The sequence below is a fragment of the Shewanella acanthi genome, from assembly GCF_019457475.1.
Lineage (GTDB): Bacteria > Pseudomonadota > Gammaproteobacteria > Enterobacterales > Shewanellaceae > Shewanella > Shewanella acanthi.
Genome location: NZ_CP080413.1, coordinates 1,779,118 through 1,804,517, shown reverse-complemented (window position 1 = coordinate 1,804,517; position 25,400 = coordinate 1,779,118). Strand labels below are relative to the sequence as shown.

Below are 25,400 nucleotides of genomic sequence, written 5' to 3'. Positions count from 1 at the left end.
CGGTAGGGATCTTAAAGTGTCCAACGATATAACCAGGTTTCAACCTGACGCGGAGTAGAAAACTTAAGCTCAGCCCTTAGCTCGATAAGGTCTTTGTTTTCTGGTTCTAATTCAAAGGATAAACGATAGCCATTGCTCGCCTCATTTGGCGCAACAACCACATTGGTAATCACACCACCAGAGGACTCTACCTTAGCCAATGGTAATTCGTTCGGCATCGGACCATTAACTTGATAATCAACAACAAACAAACGTCTTGGTGTGGCTTTAGCAATATCCGCACGCCCACTGGCTGTGCGGCTAACCATGACGGAATTACTCCGTGCAGCAGGTTCATCACCCCAGCTCATACGATAGGCAAAGTGATATTCACTGCCTGCAGCAATGGGCTGACGCGGTTTCCAGAAGCTTACGATATTATCGTGAATTTCAGATTCCGTTGGGATCTCCGTCAGCACAACGGCACCTTGGCCCCAATTGCCCATAGGTTCAATCCAAAGACTCGGGCGACGCTCATAACGGGCTTCTAAATCCTGATAGGAAGAATAGCTGCGTTCGCGTTGGATTAAACCAAACCCCTGAGGCGAATTGTCAGAAAATGCACTGATCTGTAACTGACGAGGATTGGCCAATGGACGCCACAGGTGTTCCCCGCGGCCATTGAACATTAACAAACCGTCGGAGTCATGCACTTCAGGTCTGAAGTCATCGGTATCGTGGCGACCATTTAGCGAATGTAAGAACATGCTAGTGCTTGGGGCTAGGCCCACTTTACTCAATTCAACGCGTGGAAACAGTGTCGCCTCAACATCAATTTGGGTGTTGTCACCAGGACGTACTGAGAAACGATAAGCACCCGATACGCTTGGGCTGTCTAACAGCGCATGCACTACAACAAGATTGCTGTCGTAGTAAGGACGCTCAACCCAAAAAGCACGAAATATTGGAAACTCTTCCCCTTCTGCATCGGCGGTTTTAATCGCAAGGCCGCGGGCTGACAGACCGTAGGAGTTACCTTTACCTAAGGCGCGGAAATAACTCGCCCCTTGAAACACCATTAATTCGTCAAAAACGCCGTTGGTGTTTAACTGGTTATGGATACGGAAACCCGAATAACCAATATCATCATTTGGCAATGCCTGGGTGAGTACCTCACCTGCGGTGAAATATTTTGGCTCATAGGCTAGATGAGTTGCCTGATTACCCTCAACAATGGCGATTTCAATCAAGTCTTGAAAGTAAAAACCACGGTGAAACATTTGCATTTGGAAAGGTAACCCCTGATCGCGCCAAATAGACGATACGGGATTAAAACGAATATCGCGGTACTCGTCATAGCTCAGCTTGGCAAGGCCCGCTGGCAAAGGATCTTTAAGGGCTACATAGGGCTTGGAAGCAAGTTTACGCGCTAATTTAACAATATAATCTGAGTCAAACGTACCCGTCTTAGTAAATCTGACTTGGTTTTTGTTTGCGCTCTGGACAGCTGCTTTAGACGGTGTAGCAGGTGTCACAGTGGGTTTAGTCTCTGCAGGTTTGGTTTCTTCAGCAGCAGAGACAGAACCGGCCAATGCTAGAGAAACACTGAGTGCCAGCGAGCAAAGGATTGAAGAAGAAGGTTTAAACGATTGGCAACGCAACAAGCTAACCATAGGATAGGTAACCTAAAAATAAACTAAGAAATCAATAATTTTTATGTTGACAGTCAAAATCTTTCACCGCTAATTTTGGGGTAAAAACAGCTGCTGCAACATATCGCGAAAGATATCAGAAGGCGGAAAAAAACTCATAAATAAAGATGAGGTTAACCCCTTTTGATTGATAATATTTAGCAATATACCTATAACAATAAGGAATATAAAACCAAATTCGCCTACAAATTTGATCTGGATCGACAAAGGCGATAAATAAAACTCGGCCAAGATCCCATTTAGGAAACAACTTCAGCACCCATAGTAGGTTGGCTACTGAGAATAATCTTAGGATAAGCGCTATATTTCGCGAGCTTCTGCCACAGAAAAAGTCAGAATGTTTAAAACTTACAAATATTGGGGAACAATCTTACCAAAGCCGACGAGTTTAGCTCACTGACCTCACCGGACATTGACATATCTATGCAAGACTCACTTAGTATCTAACATTACAGTCTTCAAGCGTCAGGCTGTCACAGCCCTCAAAACAAGGTTTCGCCGTTAACGGGTAACACTGTTAACTATCGATTTCGATTTATCGCAATCTCATCCAAATTGAGTGTCATGTTAATAAATGTCGCCGATCAGCGTTTTCTATTAACAATGAATCGGATCATCATCTTCACATCCAAGCTCACTGCCCACTGATGATACTCCGTTAACTTGTATCTCAGCTGAACAATCAATGGGATAACACATCATATGGGCTTTATTAATGTTAGAGCCATAGGTAACTCACTTGGCAATCCATGCCTTATCTTGTTGGCATTATCAATTTTATAGCCTTAGTTTATCTCTCGTTTATGCTGAATATACCGACTTACATCACCCTTTGAAGGGCAACACTAAGCTAATTAAATTTTTTCGTAGTGCTAATTGCTGGACATCTCACTTCCAATAACAACAGTAACGGCTGCTAACAACATTGGCATTAAATCCATACTAAATGGGATTTAAGCCCTTTTATTACAGTAAGCTAAGATTAGCTTTGCTTGTAAATTCAAAGTGGATAGATGGACCCCCCCCACCTTCGACTCATCACAAAGGTGAGGCAATAAACGCTGAGGTGTAAGCAATTCAAGGAGATGAAGAAAATAGACATTATTGCGGAAGGAACACAGAGACGACCAAACCACCACCCTCACGCGGTGAAAGCGTCAGTTCACCGCCATGGAGCTCAATGATATGGTGGCAAATGGATAGCCCAAGCCCCGCGCCGATACCCTCATTTTCGTTAACGCGATAAAAACGCTCTGTTGCACTGTCAATTTGTTCGGGGGTCATGCCCAAGCCTCTATCTGCGATATCTAACCTGATCGCTTGAGGTTCCTGTCTGGCGCTGAGGCAAATGAGGGTTTCGCGTGGACTGTACTTGCAGGCATTTTCAATAATGTTTTTTAGTACTAGCAGCAAATAAAAGCGATCGCAGCGAATTTTTATAGCAGCATCGATATCAATATCCCATTCATAATCAGTGATCATCGGCATGAGTTGGTTTAACACTTCTTCGATCATTGGCAGTAGGGAGTGATGCTTCACATTAAGTTCTTCAATTGAATCGACCCTTGCCAGTAACAATAACTGCTCGACGGTATGACTCATATGTTTAACCCCCGAGTCGATGGCCGCAAGGTGCACTCTCTGCTGTGTTTCATCACCAAGCAGGCCCTCTAAACCCTGTTGATGTAACTTGATAACCGATAACGGCGTTTTTAACTCATGCGCCGCATCGGCGCTGAAACGGCGCTCACGGGCGATAAATTTATCTAAAGTGGTAATGTATTGATTAAGTGCACGTCGCACTGGCACTAATTCCTTTGGCAATGACATTGTTAAGGGGGTTCGGTCATTGTGTGATCGATTCATCAGCTCACGCTCTAAGGCTTTTAGTGGGCGAAATAGCAGGTAAAAAATCAAACTGACCAGCACTAGCATTAATGGCAGGACAATGAGCGGCGCAATAAACGCATTATGCATAATTTGAGAGACCAACTCCTCTCGCACATCATCACGCTGGCCGGTAATAATCCACAGTTTATGTTTGGTCGAAAAGTAACTGAAAACGTGCCAGAGACCATCCGTAAGGTTTTTTTTATGGTAGCCAGCAACAAAATCACTTAATGGCTCAACCCCGACATTATCGGAGTACACTAGGGCTTTCCCCTGCTCGCTCCATATTTGAAAGGCCAATTTATGTTCATAGGCCAATTTTAAAGCATCGGCCTTTTGAGCAAAGGTGCTAACGCCTCCTTCGGGCACATGCAACACTTGCGGTGATGGCTGCTGAACCAAAAATTCTGCATCGTCGTGATAAAAAAGCTCAAGCATTTTAGCGCTTTGCATCATTTGAGCATCAAATAGCTCTTCAATTTGATGCACTGAATCTCGGGTACTATACCAACTCGAAATGCCCACTGACACGGAAATACCCGATAACATTAACAATGTCAGTAATAAACGTAATGAATACACATCCAACACTCTGAGTCGCTTCACTTAAATTACCCCGCGCTTACGCATCAATTCAAACTACCTTAAAAGGCCGTTACTCAATACCGATAAAGTCTGGGTTTGTCACTCAAAAATGTCGTCAATTTCCGCCGATTAATTGATTTCAACTAAGGTATAGCCAATACCACGGACGGTTTTAATCAGCTCGTTGGCCATTTTCTTGCGCAAATGGTGGATATGAACTTCGATGGAATTACTGCCCACTTCATCCCAACCATAGGTGAGTTGTTCAAGCTGATTTCGCGTCAGCACTCTGCCAGAGGACTGGGCAAGTTCGAGTAAGAGTTGGAATTCACGGCGCGACAAGGGCACACTTTGATCGCGAAAAGTCACCTCTCGGCTGTTTAAATCAATACTCAAGGCACCAATGATCAGGCTATTATGGTCCAGCCCATATTGGCGTCTCACAATAGCGCGAATTCTTGCAGCCAACTCACGCACGTCGAAGGGCTTACCTAAGTAGTCATCGGCACCAATATCGAGACAATCAAGCTTAGTATCGAAATCCGTATTGGCAGTCAGTACTATGGTCGGAATAGAGATGCCTTGCTGCCTCCATGCCTTAAGCAATTCTTTACCATTTCCATCGGGCAAGCCTAAATCGAGCACTATGGCACTAAAGCTTTCATTCTTAATCCCCACCAGCGCCTGCTGATAGCTGTTTAAGTGGTCTACCTGCATGCCTAGCTTTTGGAGGCTCATGCAGATCCCCTGTGCCAATAACTCGTTGTCTTCAACTAACATGATCCGCATGCAATCGCCCTATCGATAAACGGTAAATTGGAGTTGTTGTTCCGCTAAAAAAGCTTCTGCTGCTTTTCCCTTCAGCATTGCCATCGTAGAAAGCATTCCCGCGGTGACACAATTTGGCGCTATCACAGTGACGGAGCGCGGCGCATCAACCACAGGGTAACCCGTGCGGGGATGAATAATATGGCCATAACGTTTACCATCGACCTCAATAAATCGCCGCGTATCGCCACTGGTGGCGAGCGCCCCTTTGGAGATGCTCAGTACTTTTGCGGCAGTATCTAATTTAGTCGGGTTTTCAATCCCTACCTGCCAAGGGGGGGACTTTGCCACGGGACAAGCAATATCACCGCCGAGATTGACGAGAACTGAAATCGTTGCAAAGCGCGCGGCTAAAAGATATGCCACTGAGTCCGCTGCATATTCCTTCGCAATACCACCGAGATCGAGTTGCATCCCCTCAGGCAAATGCAACGAAGTTTCGCTCAAGGTTAAACGCTCAAAACCCACTAAGGCCATTGCCCTATCAATTGCTGGTTGAGTAGGGATATGGGCGCTACCATCGAAGCGCCACAGTTGCATTAAAGGGCCGGCGGTGACATCAAATAGGCCTTCACTCAACTCAAAACACTGCAGTGCAAAGTGCAACAGTTTGGAGGTTTCGGCATCAATGGTGCAGGTCTTACCCAAACCATGATTCAGTTGCCACAGGGGATTGTGGGGGATAAATCGGCTGTATTTCTGCTCAATTCGGCTGACTTCTTCAATAGCAAGTTTAAGCATTGTTGCCGCAATCTGGACATCATCCGTGGCCATCAATAACTCGCAGGGACTGGCCATTGCCCTAAATTGCCCCAAAAAGCCCCAATCCCGAGGCTGGAGCTGGTCGTCATGGTTGCGCTTATCTACCGAGGTCAAACTCACCACTCTTTCCCTTTCGTTGCCAACATAGCCATCGCCTTCCACAAGGGGGAAAAGCAGTAAAGAGTGCAACCCTTGGAAATGGCGTAACCAAGGGCGCACTCAATACTGACACTTTTCGACACTGCCGAGTAGTATCTCACTAAAAAGAATAACTAAATTGGGCAGTTATCGCCTTCTGGGTCGGGAAAATATCCAGTTCTTGTAACTGTCCAGGCAGTGGCTCATCCGATGTCGGATTCTGCTGGTAATATTCCAAACGGTAGGTCATTTCATGACCTCCGGCTAAACGATGCCCAAATTTCACCCCAAAGGTGTAAGCATCCATGTCACCTATGCGGTAATCGGCGCTCGCAAACTCGGGTAATGGCTCATCAGATAACAAGAAAGGTTGATAAAAATCCACCTTAGATTGGGTGTAATAGCGCAGGTGCAACTGGCCGTAAAAACTGCCACTAAAGTAATAACGGTAATGGGTTTCGAGTGTATGGGAAGTTAAATCCCAATCATCGGTGTTAAAGCGGTAGGAAAAATCCACAACTCCGGAATCGAGCGCCCCCTTGGTCATCAGATAAACACTGTGCTTAAGGCGCGAATCTGGGCGGTTCTCATAGCGAATATCTTCGGTTGTGCCGCTTTCATCCACCACGCTCAATACCTTGAAAGGGTCAGTTAAATAACCACTCACACTCGAGATGCCGTAATTGGCCTGTAACAACCATCGTTGATTCAATATCTGGGTTACCCCAAGCATTAAATCGACGGTTTGTTTGTTGTCACTGCCCCGCTGGCGAGTGGCATCGAATGCCGCTTGAAAACTGTCATCGGAATTGTAATGGTCACGTATCGCCATCGATGACAACGCCACGGGTCTGCCGCCCTCGGGGTCAACAACATCGAAGCTATAGGCACCACCAAAGAACAAGGTGGTATTGTCCTTATTAAAACCGCGCTCTGCCCCGCCATTTAGGCCAATGGACATATAATCATATTCCTTTGAACCATAAACGCCACCGTTAATTTTCCAATCGGAATTGAGCACCCAAGAACCGTTAGCACTGCCCTGAAGACGAGTATCATGGAAGGTATCATCCAGTGGCGTATCCCCAGCCTTAATCGTATATTGGCCGTTGCCGGAGGGACGGGTGAAAGTTTGACTGCTAGTTTGGGCAACCGCGCCGGAAGCAGATGCACCGGTTAAACTGTCGACCACCAGCTTTAAGTCGACCGTACTTTCATCATCAAAGGTTTTTTGGGCGGTGCCAATCGCTTCAATAGCTTGTACCCTCTCCTGCTCACCGTAATACATGAGGGCTGCATCGACCTGCCAGCCATCGGTGAAACTGCCCTCCTCGGCCGCCTGAGCACCATTAGCGAATAGCCCACAACTTGCTAAAGCAAGGGCGCCCGCAATCGACTTACTTGCACTTTGACGACTTAACGATGGAAGTGGGAAAGCAGACGATAACGAATTTGACGTGCTCAGTGACACATCAACGCTTTGCAACTTATTGTTATTATTGTTCATAGCTGACTACGCCTTATATGTCATTAGATGTAGCAAATAGGGGCGACTTAATCCTCAAGCTTGAGTTTAAGTATTAAGGTTTAGTTACAACCACAGCCACCACCAGCAAAGGCGCGGCCACCGCTACTGCCTTCCTTACTGAAATAAATATGATCGTCTAGCGCCAAATCGAGCTTTTCACTGTCAAGCGCCATGTCACTTCGGGCTAACTGTCCACGCTCCCAAGGCTCGACACCAAGGCTTGAACAGCCACTAAGACCCACCAACATGACTGCAGCTACCACACAAGCTTTCAACATAGATTACTCCTTCAACAGTTCTACGAGTTCCTGTTCATACTCTTGGCTTTTTTCAGGGGTAAACCCCACATGACTTCTAACGAGCTTACCCTGCTTATCGAAGATAAAACTGCTTGGCATACCAAGCAAATCAAAGCTTTTTGCTACATCACCCTCTGGATTAAATCGCACATTAAAAGTCGCCGGGAGCTTTTGTAAAAAATCATCGGCATCTTTTTTATCGGGATCGAGGTTAATGGCGACGATAGCTAACCCCTTATCGGCGTATTTAGCCTGCATCGCATTCATCCAAGGGAAAGACTTACGGCAAGGCCCGCACCAGGACGCCCAAAAGTCGACATAAACTACCTTGCCCTTAAATTCATTTAAGGAAACCGTTTGTTCATGTTCATTCTGAACTGTGTGAACAAGCGACGGCGCCGCGTTAACCGCCATACTCAAACCCGCGCTAAGGACGGCAAAGGCTAACCCTGTAAACCACAATGACTTTTTCATCGCTTCTCCCTACACAATTGAGCTTGAATTTAGACATCAAATCTTAAGGTTTACTTAACCCTATCTAAGATTCGCGTCCACCTAGGATGGATATAAGCCAAAACCCACTGAAGCGAAAAAATTTGGCACAACTTCAACAAAGATTAGAAAAGTGCGACATTTTGTCCCATACACAAAACCGAAATTAGACCTGCGTCATGTTAATTTAATGTCAAATTCAGATTCGTCACATCTTTCGGACATTCTTGATATACATCAATAATTTCAACCTTAGCTAAGCCTAAACTGACTAAGTCAATGATGTAAACCCTAATAAATTTACATTTAAACAACAATAAAAGGTTGAGCTATGGACACTCATTCAGCCCTCTATGAACAGGGAAAGGCGCGCCTAGCAGCCCTACGCCAACTCGCTCCCCGTCAACAGGTCCCCCTCGTCGATAAACTGTTACAACACGGCATCACTCGCCGCGATTTTATGAAATGGAGCGCCATGGTGTCAGCCACCCTCGCCCTGCCGCTTCCCTTTAGCCAACTGGTGGCAGAGGCGGCTGAAGTCGCCGATCGCGTGCCACTGATCTGGTTACATATGGCCGAATGTACCGGCTGCTCTGAATCCCTGGTTCGCGCCGATACCCCAAATCTCGATTCGCTGATCTTTGACCATGTATCCTTGGAATACCACGAGACGCTCATGGCGGCTGCAGGCTGGCAAGCAGAAGAAAACCTAGAACATGCGCTTGAAACCTATAAAGGTCGTTATCTACTCGCGGTAGAAGGTGCGATTCCTACCGCCAATAACGGCAGCTTTTTAACCGTCGGCTGTAAAGGCCGCACTGGCCTTGCCACCGTCAAGGAAGCCGCCGCGGGCGCCGCCGCCATCATTTCCGTCGGTACCTGCGCTTCCTTTGGCGGGGTGCAAGCCGCGTACCCTAACCCCACTGGGGCTAAGGGCGTACACGAAGTGGTCGATAAGCCGGTGATTAACTTAGGTGGCTGTCCACCGAGTGAGAAAAACATTGTCGGCACCCTGATGTACTTCATTATGTTTGGCAAATTGCCTGCACTGGATATGTATAACCGTCCTAAATGGGCCTACGGCGCACGGGTACACGATAACTGTGAACGCCGCGGCCGCTTTGACTCAGGGGAATTTGTCGAAACCTTCGGCGATCAGGGCGCAAAAGATGGCTACTGCCTCTATAAAGTCGGTTGTAAAGGCCCCTACACCTATAACAATTGCCCGACCGAACGCTTCAATCACCATACTAGCTGGCCGGTATTAGCAGGCCACGGCTGTATGGGCTGCTCTGAACCGAATTTCTGGGACAACATGGCGGACTTTGAGGCGCCTCTGGGTCGGCAACTGCTCCATGGATTGGACTCCACCGCCGACACCGTCGGTGCTGTGATCTTAGGTGCGACAGTGGTGGGCATCGGCGCCCATGCCGTTGCCAGTATTTTTGCTAAGCCGCTGGAGGAATAGCCATGAGCAAGCGTGTTGTGATTGACCCTATCACCCGGATTGAGGGTCACCTTCGTATCGAAGTCGAAGTCGATGACAATAATGTCATCACCAATGCCTGGTCATCCTCCACGTTGTGGCGCGGAATTGAGGTCATCCTCAAGGGACGCACCCCAATGGATGTGGGCCTGATTGTGCAGCGTATTTGCGGTGTCTGTACCTATTCCCATTACCGCTGCGGCACCGAAGCAGTGGAAAATGCCCTCGGGCTAGCGATTCCACTCAATGCGAAATTGTTACGTTCCTTAATGCAAACCTCGCTCTATATGCACGACCATATAGTGCATTTCTACCATCTGCATGGCTTAGATTGGGTGGATGTGGTCTCGGCATTAAGTGCCGATCCCGCCAAGGCCGCAGAGGTTGCCCTTAAATATACCGATAACCCGATTGCCGCTGGTGAAGGGGATTTGCGCGCAGTGCAAGAACGAGTTAAAGAATTTGTCGAAACCGGCAAACTTGGGCCCTTTGCTAATGCTTACTGGGGCAACGGCACCTATAAGTTCAGCCCTGAGCAAAACCTGATTGCCCTTTCCCACTACCTTAAAGCACTTGAGGTGCAAAGGGTTGCGGCTGAGATGCTAGCAATATTCGGTGGAAAACAACCTCATCCACAATCCTTAGTGGTGGGCGGCGTCACTTCAGTACGGGATATGTTAAGCCCTGCGCGTCTGCAGGAATGGAAACAAAAACACGCGACAGTCACCGACTTTATCGAACGCGCCTATCAGGCCGATATCGTGATGGCCGCCGAAGCCTTTGGTACAGAGAACAGTGTCCTTGGCGGCGTGAATGTTAAAAACTTCCTCGCAACCAATGACTTTGCCCTCGCCAATGGTGAAGACCTCTTTAGCCAAGGCGTTATCATGAACGGCGATCTGGCGAGCGTCAGTGATATCAATCCTGAGCTAATTGCCGAAGACGTGACCCACGCTTGGTATAACGCCGATACCCCCCAGCATCCCTATGAGGGCACGACAATACCCAATTACACCGGCTTTGTGGAACGCGACACCGTTTACGGCAAGCTGCCCACCTTGGACGGTGATGGCAAATACTCTTGGGTAAAATCCCCCCGCTATAAGGGTGAACCCGTCGAAGTGGGGCCACTGTCCTGTTTGCTGGTGAACTACGCAAGGGGCAATCAGGTGGTAGTCGATGCGGTCAACGGCCTACTCGCACGCACCGGATTACCCGTTGAAGCGCTGTTCACGACCTTAGGTCGCACCGCGGCGCGAATGCTGCAAACCGTAATTGTTGCGAAGGAAGGCCTACGAACCTTCGACAGTCTGCTGACCAATATCGTCACCGATGAGTCGACATACGTGCAGCCACATATCGACCCAAGTAAAGAGTATGTGGGTCATGCGATGATTGAAGCGCCTCGGGGCATGTTAAGTCACTGGGTACGCATCAAAAATGGCGTGATTGAGAACTATCAAGCCGTGGTGCCCACCACTTGGAACGCAGGACCTAAGGATGCCAATGGCAAGATTGGCCCCTATGAGGCGTCACTGATTGGCTTAAAGCTTGAAGATCCCACTAAGCCGCTGGAAGTCATTCGGATCATTCACTCATTCGACCCTTGCATGGCCTGCTCTGTCCATGTCATGGATTTCAAAGGGCAAGAACTGAGTGAGTTTCGCGTCAGCCCAAATGGTCAGTAGCCAATTAACTTAAGGAGGGTCAGCAACATGAAACATAATGCAACCCACATTAGGACGAAAATATTCAGTCCCGCGATACGGATATTTCACTGGCTCAGGGCATTGTCGATATTGGTGTTGGTGGTGACGGGGTTTTATATCGCTTGGCCATTTCTCGTCGCCCCCCAAAGTAGCGATATTCTAGTGCAGGGCTGGGTGCGGTTCGGCCATGTGATCTGCGGTTTTATCTTAACCGCAGTGACCCTCGCTCGTTTTTACCTGTACTTCTTTAGCCGCAGCGATATTGAGCGCCGCTCATTTCGCGATGTAAAAAGCCTTAATAGCTGGATTATCCAACTCAAATCCTACATTTGGATGGGGCATCTGCATAAGGCTGGCGTTTACGGACCACTGCAATATGTGACTTATGTAGCAATCTCCCTAGTCGCAGCTGTGATATGTATAACGGGACTGGTGCTGTACGCCAATGTCTACCATGAGGGTTTGGGTGGCATGCTTTGGGACAGCGCCGCTTGGGTGACAACGCAATTGGGTGGTTTGGCACAGGTAAGGCTTTGGCACCACTACCTGACCTGGGCATTCGTTATCTTTGTGGTTATCCATGTGTATATGGCCGTATGGTCGGGGATACGCTTCAAACATAACTCGGTCGACTCCATTGTCTCTGGTTATGACTACCTCAAGCCGGACTCGCACCACTAGAGCACACCAGTAGGAAGCCAATGAAGATATTGCTACTTGGTATTGGTAATGTACTGTACGCCGACGAAGGCATCGGCGTACATTTTGTGAATTACATCGCCGATAATTATCAATTCAGCCACGAGGACCATCAGCTCGAGTTACTCGACGGTGGTACCCTCGCGCAGGGGCTTATCCCCATTATCTGCCAATACGATTACCTGATTGTAGTCGACACGGTCAATGCAAATGGTGTCGATGCGGGCGCAGTGTACTTCTTCGATTTCGACAGGGCGCCCCGCGAAATAGACTGGCAAGGCAGTGCCCACGAAGTGGAAATGCTGCAAACCCTCAATATGATGGAGATGGTCGGTGACAGACCGAAAACCTTTGTGCTTGGGGTCACCCCTACGGTGCTCGAATCTATGGTGCTTGGGCTCACGCCTAAGGTCGCTGCCGCCGTGCCTTTAATGGAATCGGCCCTGCTTAACCACTTAACTTCCCTTGGATTTAGCATTAAGCGCATAGCCGAGCGCAGTATCGACACGCTGATCCCTGACTCCTATAAACGTGGTGTCTATCGAGATGAAAAACATCAGATTTGATTTTACCTGTTCACGACAGGTGCCCTTTTATGCCCATTTATGTAACGAATTCCTTAATAAGGCAGCGCAGAATTACCCACATCTCAATCTTTGTATTGGTCTAGAGCAGCAAGCCTTTGGCCCCTTTACCTATTTTATTGAGGCTTTGGGGGAGCAAAATGAGCTTGAACAACTTGCCGATGCCATCGCCGCCGATTTCCCGATTTCGCTGTGGTTGACTGATTCAAGAATTCGCGTAATTGAAACATCCACAGGGCAGCAAACCCTGCTCGATACCGGCTACAACCAAGGACTTAGCAGCATCCCATTTTGTCCGCAGTGCTATCCACAATTGGGCGATAATCAATCCCCCCGATTTGGCGTGTTAAGTCTTGAATGCCCCTGTTGTCACGGTGAGCGACAACTTGGCCCCGAACAAAAGGCCTTAACCCTTTCAGATATTCAAGCCATGGCCGCGCGCTTAATCAGCCAAGGGGAATTAGATCTCAGTCTTACCGAAGGCTTAAAGGTGAGCCTCACGCCAATCAGATCTCAAAACGAGGCACAAAGTGCTGCAAGACCAAGATTACTTATCTGTAATCCCAATACCCTCAATGCCCATTTTTGTGTAAACGACGAGCAGGTGCTTGCGCTATCGAGCATCGAAAAACCGCTGATTTGCGTAAGGCCAATTCAGGATCACGATAGACTAACTCTGCCACTTTACGATATCGGTTTTGCCCATAACCGTATGGTCTTAGTCCTTGCAGAACTTCTGCGCCAAAAAGGCATAGATTGGCTGTATCTGACAGCAACCAAGTCATCTTCCGACGCCCTTCGCCCCCAAGTCACCTGGATTGATGGCGCCTTTGCGCAAATAAACGCAGCCTTGCAAAGCCAATTCTGTATTCAAAGCAATGACGAGGGCAAAGGCAAACAAGCGCAGCCCCTTGCATCCTTTAACGCCCCTGAACCGCTGAGAGATGGCTTAAGTCTCTTAGGTTATCAGGCTCGCTGGCAGGCCCATAAAAAATCCGCACACCTTGGGCTATTAAGCGTAACAACATCCTCCCATGCAACATCCTTGGATGAAGTACTCAATCGTTATCACAGTAAAGAAGATCACACCCTCGCCGATGCCGCGCTTTATGCCGCGCTGCTCGATGGCCAAATGAGTCGTCAGCAGGGGGCAAAACACGCCGTAATCATTTATTTAAGCCGTACATTCCCGAGCCAAATTGTGAGCTTAGATGGCAAGGGCGAAACCGAGCTGTTTTTTGCCTTGCCTGAACTCCCTGACAATGGCTATGAAATTTTCCACCAGCTCGAAACCGGGCCGCAAAAAGCCATCGCCCAGAAATTTAAGAGCCTGTTCCCCGATGATTACCTTGCGCTTTTAAGCCTCAAACTCAATGGCAGACGGGACAACCTCCAAAGCCTATGGGCCATCGCCGCCATTTTGATTGGCCTTAATCCTAAGGATGCTAAGCTTGCGCCAAACACCTTAAGCGATGCGCTCAACGCTGCGGCCATGCGCTACCACGGCAGTAACGCGCCGCGTATCGATTATCCACTCACTAAGGGCGAAGCCCATCGCAGTCTTAACTGGTGCAAAACCCTAGGCACAGTGCTGAGCTTTCGCGTGGCAGGCCACAGCGACCCTACGCAGCTCGCCTTTGCGATGCACGACTCCCTCGCCGACTACTTGGCTAACTGGATGGAGCATCTGGATTTGAATTTGGGTGTACAGCAAATAGCGCTGGCAGGCAGTGAATTTGAAAATGAAGTGCTGTGTAAACGCATTGGCTTAAGGCTTGGGAAAAACTTCCCGCTACTGATTAATCGCTGTCTTAGTCTTGAAGGGGATAACCTTGCCGTCGGCGCGCTCTATGTTAAGAATCGCAGCTTAAATGCGCTAGCCTAAGGGGTAGCGCAACAGAGAAAACGCTTGGCACATTCATAGGGAAATCAATGTCAAACTCGGCCAGCAATCACATCGCGATTAACCAACCCATACGCCGCAAAATCGTTGTCACAGGGATAGTGCAGGGGGTGGGCTTTCGCCCCTTTGTCTACCGCGAAGCTATAGGATGTCACCTTAGCGGCAGCGTGTTAAACGATGCCGATGGTGTGACCATCGAGCTTCAGGGCGCGCCGGAGGACATTAACCGTTTTATCCATTGCCTTAAAACCAATCCGCCGCCGCTTGCGCGCATCGATAAGATCACGGAAACAACTATCTCACTCCAGAGTGACGATACTCAATTTAAGATTCTTGAAACCGAGCATGTCTCTGGCAAACAGTCGGGCAAACAGGCCGTCGTGGCGGTGTCCGCCGATAAAAGTACCTGCAAGGATTGTTTGGCTGAAATGGCCGATCCCAACAATCGCCACTTTGGCTATGCCTTTACCAACTGCACCAACTGCGGCCCCAGATACACTATCATCAAGGCCCTGCCCTATGATCGCCACTATACGGCGATGGCAGGTTTTGCCATGTGCCCCGATTGCGCTAAGGCCTATCAGGATCCCTTAGACAGGCGCTACCACGCCCAGCCCGTGAGTTGTCCACATTGTGGGCCAAGACTTAGCCTTACAAGGCCTGATGGTAATGTCATCACAATGCAAGGGGAAAATGATAATGGCCTTGGCATTATCGATGTGGCCGCCAAACGATTAGCCCAAGGGCAAATTTTAGCGATTAAGGGGCTCGGCGGCTTTCACTTGGTCTGTGATGCCAGCAATAATGATGCGGTCAAACTGCTGCGGCATCGCAAACGCCGCCAAGCCAAGCCGCTGGCTGTGATGATGCCAAGCCTTGAAACGGCAAAAGACTACGTTGATGGCAGCAAAGCCGAGTGGCAACTCTTGTCATCCCAGGAGCGCCCCATAGTGCTGATGGCGGCAAAGGAAATCCTCAATCCAACATCGTCTGCGCTAGCAGCAGATATCGCACCCGGTCTTGATAGGCTCGGGATTTTTCTGCCCTATACGCCGCTGCACCATTTATTGCTTAAGTGCTTTAATGGGCCTCTAGTTGCCACCAGCGCCAATATTTCCGGCGAGCCCATAATCACCAACTGCGATGAACTGATTGATAAACTTAAACATGTGGTCGATGCCATCGTCGATCATAACCGACCGATCATTAATGGCTGCGATGACAGTGTGGTGCAGCTGATTGAGCCCAATACCGATATGGCGCCAGCGATGCAGGTACTTCGACTCGCGCGGGGTTACGCTCCCTTGAGTCTGCCACTCGATAAACCTATTCAAAATTCTGTGCTGGCGGTTGGCGCGCAGCAAAAAAATGCCCTTGCCCTAGGTTTTGGCTGCAACCTATTTTTAAGTCCGCACATTGGCGATCTTTTCAGTGTCAGCGCCGAAGGCTATTTCGAGCGAACCTTAAACACCTTTATCAGTCTCTATGGTTTTTCGCCCAGTATCATCGCAAAGGACAAGCACCCAGACTATGCCCCAAGCCGCTGGGCGCAGGCTCAAGCAGAAAAAGCTCTGCCATATAAACCGCTTAGGCGTATCGAAGTGCAGCACCACTATGCCCATGTACTCAGTGTAATGGCGGCAAACCGATACACAGGACCCGTATTAGGATTTAGTTTCGATGGTACGGGACTGGGTGAAGACGGCACTCTCTGGGGCGGAGAAGTGCTGTGCTGCGATTTAGATAAGTGCGAGCGCATCGGCCATTTTGAATCTATCGCGCTACTCGGCGGTGAGCAGGCGATTAAGCAGCCCGTACGCCTATTGTTAGCACTGCTGTTTGAGAAAATGGAGCTTGATGAAATCGATCTTGAGGACATACAAAACCTTAATATCCGCGCGATTCAGGCATTAAGCCCAATAATGCTGACCAACCTTCACCGCATATGGCAATCGGGCAGCGCCATTAAAACCTCTTCGGTAGGACGGCTCTTCGATGCCCTCGCCTGCGCCCTCGGATTTATCGACACTACTCAATTTGAGGGGCAAGCTGGCATGATGATTGAGGCTGCGGCAAGGCGCGCCGATAGACTTGGACTTAAACCATTAACACTCGATTTCCCACTAAAAGCGCCCACGCTAAATGAACTGGGCAACAAAGCACGCAGCCAAGTTTGGCAAAGCTCAGCCCTCTTTAAACAAGTTATATCACTCGTCGCTCTGCAAAGAGAAATGACGCAGCAAAGCGAAATGGCGCAGCAAGCATGGGAAGATTTACGAAGTCGTATCGCTAGAGCCTTTATTCACGCCCTTGGCGATGCGGTATGCGCAATGGCTAATTGTCAGGTATCGTCACTCAATCACATCCCCATTGTCCTTACTGGCGGGGTATTTCAAAACCGCTACCTGCTGGAATACTGCCTTGGCAAACTTAATAAACTCGGCCACAGGGTGCTTGAAAGCAAACAAATCCCCATCAATGATGGCGGCATTGCCCTAGGACAATTGTGGTATGCGATTCACCATACTGATTTGAGTGAGTGAAGTGAGCGCTGGTTTAAGCAATCCCACCATTGGCATTATTCATCGCCCTCAAGCAACCTTGTAAAGGCTTTCATCGCCGGCGTCAGGCTGTGCTTTCGGGTGATAAACACGGTACTACCCGATTTTATCCCTTCAAGGGCTTGATAATTAATGCCAAATAATTGCGAGACGGATTCGGCAATGCCTAGGCTCACAATCGCGCTGCCGATCCCATGCTTTACCGCGCTGATTAAATGAAACAGTGAGTCGGTTTCGAGCACCACCTTAAACTCCCCGCCCACCTCTGCCATCGCTTGGTCAATGTATTGCCGAAACTGCATACCCTTACTCAGCAGCACTAAGGGCGTGTTACTCAAGGAAGCAAGTGAAACACTTTTTTGACTCGCCTTATCATCTATATGGTCATCAATGTAGGCACAGAGCAGCGCCATTTGGCTAATGCTGTAAGCAGGGTTAGTGCTTTGAGCATGATTAGTGCTGTGAGCAGGACAATTGCTGTGGGCAAGACTGCGCTGGGGGTAAAGCACAAAACTGCGGCGATTCACCTCCGTTAAATGTTCATCAAAACCTAAACCGATATCGGTTTTATGCAGGGTTAATGACTCAATCAATTGGCTGTTGGTCATCACCGAAAGGTTAATATTGATGTGGGGAAAGGCCTGATTAAAGCGTTTGATCAGCGGCATGATATCCACACTCGATTGCGGCACTATGCCAATGTCGAGGCTACCCGTCATCTGCCCGCTAAATAGACTTAGCTCCTGCTTTAACGCTGCCTGCTCCTGTAGCATTTTTTCGGCGTATTGCAGCACGATATCCCCAGCATCGGTCAATGCCACAAATTGGCTCTGCCGCACCACGAGCTCTAATCCGAGGGATTTTTCCAGGGCACTTATCCCCGCAGAAAGGGTTGGCTGGGTCACATGGCAGGCCTTGGCCGCCTTGGCAAAATGCTGCAACTTAGCAAGCTGCTGAAAATACTGCAGGTGACGTATATTCATAAAAGCCCTAAAGCAAAGCTATCGATTACCGCATTTTAATAGAAGTTTTCTATTAATTCATAAAATACTTTGATTGGCCTAGCGCACATCCCCTCCCTAAAATGTGATCTAACTTCGATTTTCGAGCCGATAACGATGCAAACTCACCCGCGCTTTCTCACGTCCGTTGAGCCCAATCCGTACTCCCATTTAGTGGAGGAGGTTGCCGCCTCAATTAACCTCAATGGGGTGAATTACGCGGTGATGATGACCACGCCAGATAATTTTGAGGACTTTGTCATCGGCTTCCTCTTTGGTGAAGGCATTATCCAAAACGATCGAGATGTGCATGATATTCACCTCACTGAGATTGAGGACGGCTATCTGCTCGATGTCACTTTGGCTAACCGCTGTCTATTTGCCCTAAAGCAACGTAAACGCCGTTTGGTCGGTGCCACAGGCTGCGGCATTTGCGGCGTTGAGGCTATGGGCCATGCCCTGCCGAATTTACCTAAGCTTGTGCCAACACTGCCAATTGATCTTCACGATGTTCAAGGGCTTAAAGCGCAAATCGATGCTTGGCAAGTTAAGGCAAAGCATAGTGGCGCCATTCATGCCGCCTTTGCGCTATCAAGCGATGGCAACGTCATTCGCTGCCGAGAAGACATAGGTCGCCATAACGCGCTGGATAAACTCATTGGCTCACTGCTGCGCCAATCGCCTACTGAAAACGCTGCGCACTGTGACGCTCTGATCATCACTAGCCGCTTAAGCAGCGAACTAATTCAAAAGGCGGTGCGCTATGGCGCTAGCAATCTGATAAGTCTGGCTTCGCCAAGCCAACTCGCGGTCAAACTCGCCATGCGTTACCACTTAAATTTGATCCATATCCCCAAATTTGATCCACCTATCTATTACACCAATGCAAACCCTGAAAGAGTTGCGGATTGCGGAGAACGTTATGCCTGTTCATATTGAAAAACCCACTAAAGCGGGTGGATTTCCGTCATTACAGTCCACATTAAAACACGTGATGCGCAGCCAAAAGGCTAAGCAAAACATTAAAAACCTGCTGCGGGTTAATCAGACCGATGGCTTCGATTGCCCAGGTTGTGCATGGGGCGATAACAAGGCTGGCGCCTTCCAATTCTGTGAAAACGGCGCTAAGGCCGTGGCGTGGGAATCGACGGGTAAGAAAGTCGACAGACACTTCTTTGCCGAGCATTCAGTGCGCCAACTGGCAAAACAAACCGACTACTGGCTTGAATACCAAGGCCGCTTAACTGAGCCAATGCGCTATAACGCCACCACGGATCACTACGAGCCCATTAGTTGGGAAGCGGCTTTCGATTTAATTGCAGCGCACCTAAATCATCTATCCGATGCCAATCAGGTAGAGTTTTACACCTCGGGACGCGCCAGTAACGAGGCCTCCTACCTGTACCAACTATTCGGTCGCCTCTATGGCACCAATAACTTCCCCGACTGCTCGAACATGTGCCACGAGGCCAGTGGTGTTGCGTTAAATCAATCCGTGGGTGTCGGTAAAGGCACCGTCGTGTTAAAGGACTTCGATGCCGCCGAGGCCATTTTTGTGTTTGGCCAAAACCCCGGAACTAACCATCCTCGGATGATGAATGCCCTGCGTAAAGCCGCCAAGCAGGGCTGCAAAATTGTTACCTTTAACAATTTAAAAGAAGTGGCGCTCGAGCGTTTTGCAAGCCCACAAAGCCCAACCGAGCTGCTCACCCCAGCAGCGACCACCATTAGCCACCTCTACCTCACCCCAACCCTAGGCGGTGATATGGCGGCAGTACGCGGTATGGCGAAATGTATCCTCGAAAACGATGCACAAGGTACTGAAAAAAGCTTTATCGACCGGGAATTTATTGCCCGTCACACGGCGTTTTTTGATGACTACGAGGCACGTGTGCGCGCAACCAGCTGGGAGCAAATTGAGGCGCAATCAGGACTCAATCGCGAGCAAATCGAGCAAGCGGCAATGCTGTTCAGCCAAAGTAAGCGTGTGATTAGTTGCTGGGCGATGGGCATCACCCAACATAAACATTCGGTCGATACCATTCGCGAAATCGTCAACCTGCATCTCATGTGCGGTCAAATTGGTAAAGAAGGCGCAGGGCTTTGCCCAGTTCGCGGCCACAGCAACGTGCAGGGCAACCGCACTATGGGTATTAACGAGAAGCCCAAGGCGGAGTTTATTGATCGCTTCGAGCAGCATCTTGGCGTGAGTCTGCCCCGCAATGCAGGCCATAACGTGGTTGATGCGCTCAAAGCCTTAGATAGCGAACAGAGTAAGGTACTGATTTGCTTAGGCGGCAACTTAGCTGCAGCGGCGCCGGATACTGAATTTACCTATCAAGCCATGAAAAAGGCCAAGCTAAACGTGCAAATAAGCACCAAGCTTAACCGCAGCCATCTACAGGTTGCGAGCGATGCGCTTATTCTGCCCTGCCTGGGTCGCACCGAATTAGATCGACAAAAGCAAGGCATTCAAAAAATCACCGTGGAAGATACCTTCAGCATGGTACATGCCTCAACGGGCATGAATGATCCTGTATCTGAGTTGTGTTTATCGGAAATTGACATCGTAGCCCGTATGGCCGATGTCACGCTGGCCAACCGTGTGCAATCACCAAAGGCTGATATCGATTGGTTAGGCCTTCGCGATGACTACGCCCTTATTCGTGATTTGATTGAAAAGACCATTGCCGGCTTTGATGACTTTAACCAACGGGTTGCCGAACCTGCGGGGTTTCATTTAACCAATAATGCCACCGAGCTTAACTGGCACACCCCAAGCCATAGGGCCGAATTTCGGGCCTGCGATCTACCAGAATCGATTCTTGCCGATTGCTCGAGTGATGCATTAAATCACAAGGATGCCCCCGTATTACTGCTGCAGAGCCTGCGGTCACACGATCAATACAACACTACCATTTACGGCATGGACGACAGGTACCGCGGTATTAAAGGTAAACGTAATGTGCTGTTTATGAATAGTGAAGATGCCAAGGCTCAGGGTTTTAGCGAATCACAACTCGTGGATATTCAATCCTTAACCAACGATGGCAAGCTACGTAAAGTCTTTGGCTTTTGCGTGGTGTTCTACGACATTCCTAAGGGCAATATCGCCGCCTATTACCCTGAAACCAACCCGTTGGTCGCCATCGACAGTGTCGGTGTGGGTTCATCAACGCCGACCTCAAAATCGGTGCCCGTGGTGTTAAGCCCATCGACTGAAAATAAGATTGCAGTGTCGCTCGTATAAGTCACTCGTTTAAGTCACTCTTACTGACTTAAAAGCCTTTACAAAGCGCAATCCCATTTAGAAAGGCCAATGTTTCCCACATTGGCCTTTTTGTTTTCAGCACACCTTTAATCCTTGTGATTAATGCATTCCATCCCATAAAAATCCCAATGGATTTATCAAGCTAAACCTGACCAAAATCAAAGAATCCTTGACTTAGTTGCAGCACAATTAACATTAGCGTAATCAAATTAACGAATTTAATAGCACAATATTAAAAGCGTGGATTTAAAACTGACATACGCCGATAACCGACATCAAGACAAGGAGAGATTGAGATGTGTAAAGATTGCGGGTGCTCCATTCCCCGATTTGCAGAAAATCCACTGCAGCATTCCCACGCTTATTCCCATGAGCATAGCCATACGCATTCTCATGGCCACGAGCATGGTGACGCACATCACCATAATGAGCTGCAAACCAATCCTCAGCTGAATGATAAAAAGACCCTGTCGGTTATCCATAAAATCCTCGATAAAAACGATGTCGAAGCCGCCCATAACCGTGCCCACTTTGAAAAGTACGGTCTAACCGCTTTTAACCTAATGAGTAGCCCTGGTAGCGGCAAAACCACACTGCTTGAGCACCTTCAGGAATATACCAAGCTTAAATATGCGGTGATTGAAGGGGATCTTGAGACCTCCCGCGATGCCGACCGCTTAACCGCCAAGGGCATTGCCGCCTATCAAATTCAAACTGGTAGTGCCTGCCATCTCGATGCCTTTATGGTGCACGGCGCCTTGCACCATCTGCCACTCGACGGCCTCGATATCTGCTTTATCGAAAACGTCGGCAATCTGGTGTGTCCCGCCAGCTACGATGTGGGAACACACAAAAATATCGTGTTGCTGTCGGTGCCTGAAGGCGATGATAAGATTGAGAAATATCCAGTAATGTTTCGCCGCGCCGATGTGGTGCTTATCACTAAGTGCGACCTTTTGCCCTACTTCGACTTCAACCTCGATGCCGCCAAAGCGCAGCTTAAAAAGCTCAATCCTGAGACGCAAATCTTTACCGTCTCCATCAAGGATGGCCAGTCTATGTATTCAGTAGCCGAGTGGCTTCAATCGCAACTAATTAAAGCCTAGGAGGGAATATTATGTGCCTATCGATTCCATCCGAGGTAATTGCCGTCGATGCCGAAAGGCAATCCGTGACCGTCGATACCTTAGGCGTGCGCCGAGATGTGAGCAGCCACTTGATAAGCGACCCGCTTGCGATTGGCGACTATGTGCTTATCCATATCGGCTTTGTGATGAATAAAATTGATCGGGACGATGCCCTAAATAGTCTAGAGCTTTACCGAGAAATCGTCGAAAAGATGGGCGGCAATCCACTTAATTAGATCAATAAAATTCAAGGCAAGTTTGAAAGGACTGAACATGCTCGAACTTAAACAGCTCTATCAGGGCTTTCGCGACCCAACGACCATTCTCTCCCTCGCCAGAGACATTGCTCGCCTTGCCGACAAACTGCCAGCGCCTCTTAATGTTATGGAAGTCTGCGGCGGCCACACCCACACCATCATGAAGTACGGCTTACTCGAACTTTTGCCGAGCAATATCGAGTTTATTCATGGTCCAGGCTGCCCCGTGTGCATTATGCCAAAAGAGCGCATCGATCAGGCCGCAGCCCTTGCCAGCATTGACAATGTCATTTTGGTTACCCTTGGCGATATGATCCGTGTGCCAGGCTCCCACGGCTCATTGGCAAGTTTTAGGGCCAAGGGCTGCGATATAAGGCCGATTTACGACCCACTCGACACCCTGAAAATTGCCAAAGATAACCCAAAAAAAACGATAGTATTTTTTGCCATCGGCTTTGAAACATCGACCCCAATGACGGCGGTGCTGCTGCAGCAAGCCGAGCGGCAAGGGATTAAAAATCTTCTGTTTCACATCAACCATGTGCTAGTCCCACCCGCCATTGATGCGGTCATGCAGGACAGTCAAACTCGGGTGAATGCCTTTATCGGCCCCGCCCACGTGAGCGTCATAAGCGGCGCGAAAATCTATCGCAGCACGGTTGAGAAATACGCCACCCCTGTGGTGGTCTCAGGCTTTGAGCCCGTGGATGTAATGGAGTCAATTCTGCGCCTCGTACGCCAGAGAATCGAAGGTAAGGCCGAGCTTGAAATTCAATACACCCGCGCCGTCTCTGAGGCGGGAAACCTCGCCGCTCAGGCGCTGGTGAATCAGTATTTCCAGACTCGGATGCAATTTCGCTGGCGGGGTCTTGGCGAAATATCCAACTCCGCCTTAGCCCTTAAGGACGAATTTGCCCATCGGGATGCCGAGCGGATTTTTGCCGATCGTCTGCCCGTCAAACAAATCGATGATCATAAGGCCTGCCAATGCGGAGATATTTTACGCGGTCTTGCCAAACCTAAGGACTGTAAAGTATTTGGCCGAGGCTGCGCCCCCGAAACGCCCCTTGGCAGCTGCATGGTCAGCTCCGAGGGTGCCTGCAACGCCTATTACCGTTATCAGGGTATCCAAAAAGAAACTGTCGCAAGGAGCTAATCAATGTCTGACTTACCAAGGGATAAAAGCATCCAACTGAGCCACGGCGGTGGCGGTAAAGAAATGAATAAGCTCATTCGCGAGTTGTTTTTCGCCGAGTTCGATAATCCAATTCTTCGCGCCGAAGAAGATGCGGCAAAACTCGACTTACAGGGCGCCAATGCCTTTACCACAGATTCTTTTACCATAGCACCGCTGTTTTTCGCGGGCGGCGATATCGGCAAATTAGCGGTCGCGGGCACGGTTAACGATCTCGCCATGATGGGCGCCGAGCCCCAGTACCTAAGCTGCAGTTTTATTATCGAAGAAGGCTTTTCACTCAATCAGTTAACCACCATAGTGCGCAGCATGGCCAAGGAGCTTAAACACAGCGGCGCACGCATCGTCTGCGGCGATACTAAGGTGGTGCCACGGGGCTGCGCCGATGGCATTTTTATCAATACCTCGGGGATTGGCCGCATCCTGAAACCGCAGATATCTGCGGCAAATGTCGCGCCCGGTGATGCGATTATCGTGTCCCGTGACATTGGTTGCCACGGCGCCGCGATATTAATGGCCCGCGAAGGTCTGGTGCTGGAATCTGAGTTACAAAGTGACTGCGCTACCCTCTGGCCGGTTGTCGAGCAATTGATTGCCGCCAACATTCCTATCCATGCGATGCGAGACGCCACCCGCGGTGGATTATCTGCAGTACTCAATGAGTGGGCAGCCGCGTCTCAAGTTGGGATCAGTGTCGATGAGGTCGCTATTCCCGTTAGCGATGAAGTCAAAGGCCTCTGCGAGCTCTATGGCTTCGAAGCGATGGATTTAGCCAATGAGGGCACCTTTATCCTCGCCGTGCCACAATCCATCGCATTAGGCGCTTTAGAAATCATGCAGCGCTTTGGACACTGTGAGCGCGCCGCCATCATAGGCACAGTGAATGAAGCGCATATCGGTAAAGTGGTGCTAAATACGCCCTGGCAAACCCAGCGTTACCTCGACCTGCCACAGGGTGAACTGCTGCCGAGGATCTGCTAATGCACGAATACTCGATTGTCAGCGCCCTGATTGAGCAGTGTGAGCAGCACGCCTTTGCGAATCACGCCAACAAAGTCACGCGAGTGGAGATTAAATTGGGGATCATGAGTGGCGTCGAGCCAGCGCTACTTCAAACCGCCTTTGAGACATTTAAGCTCGATAGCATCTGCTTTGATGCGATACTCGAGATGCGCCTGCAGCCACTTGTTATTGCCTGCAGTGACTGCGGACAGGAATCGATACTCGATGAGCGCTCCGTCATCTGCCCCCACTGCCAGAGTTACCATACAAAAGTCATCGATGGCGAAGAGATGCTGCTGATGCAACTCGAACTTGAACAGGAAAATTAGCTTCCAATTGTTACTAAAAAAGCTGAATAAAAACATAAAGCTTAAGTAAAAAAAAAGGCGTTA

General features: G+C 49.1%; 21 protein-coding genes. 13 read left to right on the top strand and 8 right to left on the bottom strand.

The features are described 5' to 3' along the window. Window positions 1-11 precede the first annotated feature (11 nt). From K0H61_RS07970 to K0H61_RS07940, 7 genes are all read right to left on the bottom strand, one after another. On the bottom strand, window positions 12-1,652 hold the full coding sequence (locus K0H61_RS07970) for a glucan biosynthesis protein G (RefSeq protein WP_220052151.1): 1,641 nt from the start codon (window positions 1,650-1,652) through the stop codon (window positions 12-14). A 1,140-nt stretch (window positions 1,653-2,792) separates the two neighbouring features. Continuing rightward, a complete protein-coding gene (locus tag K0H61_RS07965; RefSeq protein WP_220052150.1) occupies window positions 2,793-4,187 on the bottom strand; it encodes an ATP-binding protein in 1,395 nt (464 codons plus the stop codon). A 108-nt stretch (window positions 4,188-4,295) separates the two neighbouring features. Beyond that, window positions 4,296-4,955 carry a response regulator transcription factor gene (locus K0H61_RS07960; RefSeq protein ID WP_220052149.1) on the bottom strand — a complete coding sequence of 220 codons (660 nt, stop codon included), beginning with the start codon at window positions 4,953-4,955 and terminating at the stop codon, window positions 4,296-4,298. 9 nt (window positions 4,956-4,964) lie between these two features. Next, window positions 4,965-5,792 (bottom strand): FAD:protein FMN transferase, encoded by an 828-nt coding sequence (locus tag K0H61_RS07955; protein ID WP_220052571.1) that lies wholly within the window; start codon window positions 5,790-5,792, stop codon window positions 4,965-4,967. 223 nt (window positions 5,793-6,015) lie between these two features. After that, complete coding sequence (locus tag K0H61_RS07950; protein WP_220052148.1) at window positions 6,016-7,401, bottom strand: DUF3570 domain-containing protein; 1,386 nt, start codon at window positions 7,399-7,401, stop codon at window positions 6,016-6,018. A gap of 80 nt (window positions 7,402-7,481) precedes the next feature. Next, the gene (locus K0H61_RS07945; RefSeq protein WP_220052147.1) at window positions 7,482-7,700 is read right to left on the bottom strand and encodes a DUF4266 domain-containing protein; all 219 of its coding nucleotides are present in this window, start codon (window positions 7,698-7,700) and stop codon (window positions 7,482-7,484) included. A 3-nt stretch (window positions 7,701-7,703) separates the two neighbouring features. Beyond that, complete coding sequence (locus K0H61_RS07940) at window positions 7,704-8,195, bottom strand: TlpA disulfide reductase family protein (RefSeq protein ID WP_220052146.1); 492 nt, start codon at window positions 8,193-8,195, stop codon at window positions 7,704-7,706. 349 nt (window positions 8,196-8,544) lie between these two features. Here K0H61_RS07940 and hyaA point away from each other — a divergent pair, with 349 nt between their 5' ends. Genes hyaA through hypF form a run of 6 tightly spaced genes read left to right on the top strand, consistent with a single transcriptional unit; the run spans window position 8,545 to window position 17,137 of the window. Continuing rightward, complete coding sequence (hyaA, locus tag K0H61_RS07935; protein WP_220052145.1) at window positions 8,545-9,681, top strand: nickel-dependent hydrogenase small subunit; 1,137 nt, start codon at window positions 8,545-8,547, stop codon at window positions 9,679-9,681. 2 nt (window positions 9,682-9,683) lie between these two features. Then, window positions 9,684-11,387, top strand: a complete 1,704-nt coding sequence (gene hyaB / locus K0H61_RS07930; protein ID WP_220052144.1) for a nickel-dependent hydrogenase large subunit — start codon at window positions 9,684-9,686, stop codon at window positions 11,385-11,387. Between the two features lie 27 nt (window positions 11,388-11,414). Continuing rightward, window positions 11,415-12,089 carry a Ni/Fe-hydrogenase, b-type cytochrome subunit gene (gene cybH / locus K0H61_RS07925; RefSeq protein ID WP_220052143.1) on the top strand — a complete coding sequence of 225 codons (675 nt, stop codon included), beginning with the start codon at window positions 11,415-11,417 and terminating at the stop codon, window positions 12,087-12,089. A gap of 20 nt (window positions 12,090-12,109) precedes the next feature. Next, complete coding sequence (locus tag K0H61_RS07920; RefSeq protein ID WP_220052142.1) at window positions 12,110-12,673, top strand: HyaD/HybD family hydrogenase maturation endopeptidase; 564 nt, start codon at window positions 12,110-12,112, stop codon at window positions 12,671-12,673. Further along, window positions 12,654-14,576 (top strand): Kae1-like domain-containing protein, encoded by a 1,923-nt coding sequence (locus K0H61_RS07915; protein ID WP_220052141.1) that lies wholly within the window; start codon window positions 12,654-12,656, stop codon window positions 14,574-14,576. The genes K0H61_RS07920 and K0H61_RS07915 overlap by 20 nt, the downstream gene beginning before the upstream one ends. A 47-nt stretch (window positions 14,577-14,623) precedes the next feature. Then, window positions 14,624-17,137: a carbamoyltransferase HypF gene (gene hypF, locus K0H61_RS07910; protein WP_220052140.1), complete on the top strand. Its 2,514-nt coding sequence runs from the start codon at window positions 14,624-14,626 to the stop codon at window positions 17,135-17,137. Window positions 17,138-17,172: 35 nt separating this feature from the next. Here the strand turns inward: hypF and K0H61_RS07905 are convergent, their stop codons facing one another. Next, the gene (locus K0H61_RS07905; RefSeq protein ID WP_220052139.1) at window positions 17,173-18,138 is read right to left on the bottom strand and encodes a LysR family transcriptional regulator; all 966 of its coding nucleotides are present in this window, start codon (window positions 18,136-18,138) and stop codon (window positions 17,173-17,175) included. A 135-nt stretch (window positions 18,139-18,273) separates the two neighbouring features. Between K0H61_RS07905 and fdhD the strand changes: the two genes are divergently transcribed. The 7 genes from fdhD to hypA all read left to right on the top strand — a co-directional run bounded on the left by fdhD (window position 18,274) and on the right by hypA (window position 25,337). Further along, window positions 18,274-19,095 carry a formate dehydrogenase accessory sulfurtransferase FdhD gene (gene fdhD / locus K0H61_RS07900; RefSeq protein ID WP_220052138.1) on the top strand — a complete coding sequence of 274 codons (822 nt, stop codon included), beginning with the start codon at window positions 18,274-18,276 and terminating at the stop codon, window positions 19,093-19,095. Next, entirely contained in the window at window positions 19,079-21,406 is a 2,328-nt protein-coding gene (locus K0H61_RS07895; RefSeq protein WP_220052137.1) for an FdhF/YdeP family oxidoreductase, read from the top strand. Before fdhD ends, K0H61_RS07895 begins: the two co-directional genes overlap by 17 nt. 317 nt (window positions 21,407-21,723) lie before the next feature. Then, a complete protein-coding gene (gene hypB, locus K0H61_RS07890) occupies window positions 21,724-22,533 on the top strand; it encodes a hydrogenase nickel incorporation protein HypB (RefSeq protein ID WP_220052136.1) in 810 nt (269 codons plus the stop codon). An 11-nt stretch (window positions 22,534-22,544) separates the two neighbouring features. Continuing rightward, entirely contained in the window at window positions 22,545-22,790 is a 246-nt protein-coding gene (locus tag K0H61_RS07885) for a HypC/HybG/HupF family hydrogenase formation chaperone (RefSeq protein ID WP_220052135.1), read from the top strand. 37 nt (window positions 22,791-22,827) lie between these two features. Then, window positions 22,828-23,967, top strand: coding sequence for a hydrogenase formation protein HypD (gene hypD / locus K0H61_RS07880; protein WP_220052134.1), 1,140 nt, complete (start codon window positions 22,828-22,830; stop codon window positions 23,965-23,967). 3 nt (window positions 23,968-23,970) lie between these two features. Beyond that, a complete protein-coding gene (hypE, locus tag K0H61_RS07875) occupies window positions 23,971-24,987 on the top strand; it encodes a hydrogenase expression/formation protein HypE (protein ID WP_220052133.1) in 1,017 nt (338 codons plus the stop codon). Then, a complete protein-coding gene (gene hypA / locus K0H61_RS07870; protein ID WP_220052132.1) occupies window positions 24,987-25,337 on the top strand; it encodes a hydrogenase maturation nickel metallochaperone HypA in 351 nt (116 codons plus the stop codon). Before hypE ends, hypA begins: the two co-directional genes overlap by 1 nt. Window positions 25,338-25,400 lie beyond the last annotated feature (63 nt).

Coding starts and splice junctions, on each gene's coding strand:
- K0H61_RS07920 (WP_220052142.1), top strand. CDS start 12,110: ATGAAGATATTGCTACTTGGTATTGGTAATGTACTGTACGCCGACGAA.
- hyaA (WP_220052145.1), top strand. CDS start 8,545: ATGGACACTCATTCAGCCCTCTATGAACAGGGAAAGGCGCGCCTAGCA.
- K0H61_RS07945 (WP_220052147.1), bottom strand. CDS start 7,700: ATGTTGAAAGCTTGTGTGGTAGCTGCAGTCATGTTGGTGGGTCTTAGT.
- cybH (WP_220052143.1), top strand. CDS start 11,415: ATGAAACATAATGCAACCCACATTAGGACGAAAATATTCAGTCCCGCG.
- K0H61_RS07940 (WP_220052146.1), bottom strand. CDS start 8,195: ATGAAAAAGTCATTGTGGTTTACAGGGTTAGCCTTTGCCGTCCTTAGC.
- hypA (WP_220052132.1), top strand. CDS start 24,987: ATGCACGAATACTCGATTGTCAGCGCCCTGATTGAGCAGTGTGAGCAG.
- K0H61_RS07955 (WP_220052571.1), bottom strand. CDS start 5,792: ATGGCCAGTCCCTGCGAGTTATTGATGGCCACGGATGATGTCCAGATT.
- K0H61_RS07895 (WP_220052137.1), top strand. CDS start 19,079: ATGCCTGTTCATATTGAAAAACCCACTAAAGCGGGTGGATTTCCGTCA.
- fdhD (WP_220052138.1), top strand. CDS start 18,274: ATGCAAACTCACCCGCGCTTTCTCACGTCCGTTGAGCCCAATCCGTAC.
- hyaB (WP_220052144.1), top strand. CDS start 9,684: ATGAGCAAGCGTGTTGTGATTGACCCTATCACCCGGATTGAGGGTCAC.
- K0H61_RS07970 (WP_220052151.1), bottom strand. CDS start 1,652: ATGGTTAGCTTGTTGCGTTGCCAATCGTTTAAACCTTCTTCTTCAATC.
- K0H61_RS07950 (WP_220052148.1), bottom strand. CDS start 7,401: ATGAACAATAATAACAATAAGTTGCAAAGCGTTGATGTGTCACTGAGC.
- hypD (WP_220052134.1), top strand. CDS start 22,828: ATGCTCGAACTTAAACAGCTCTATCAGGGCTTTCGCGACCCAACGACC.
- hypB (WP_220052136.1), top strand. CDS start 21,724: ATGTGTAAAGATTGCGGGTGCTCCATTCCCCGATTTGCAGAAAATCCA.
- K0H61_RS07960 (WP_220052149.1), bottom strand. CDS start 4,955: ATGCGGATCATGTTAGTTGAAGACAACGAGTTATTGGCACAGGGGATC.
- hypF (WP_220052140.1), top strand. CDS start 14,624: ATGTCAAACTCGGCCAGCAATCACATCGCGATTAACCAACCCATACGC.
- K0H61_RS07915 (WP_220052141.1), top strand. CDS start 12,654: ATGAAAAACATCAGATTTGATTTTACCTGTTCACGACAGGTGCCCTTT.
- K0H61_RS07905 (WP_220052139.1), bottom strand. CDS start 18,138: ATGAATATACGTCACCTGCAGTATTTTCAGCAGCTTGCTAAGTTGCAG.
- hypE (WP_220052133.1), top strand. CDS start 23,971: ATGTCTGACTTACCAAGGGATAAAAGCATCCAACTGAGCCACGGCGGT.
- K0H61_RS07885 (WP_220052135.1), top strand. CDS start 22,545: ATGTGCCTATCGATTCCATCCGAGGTAATTGCCGTCGATGCCGAAAGG.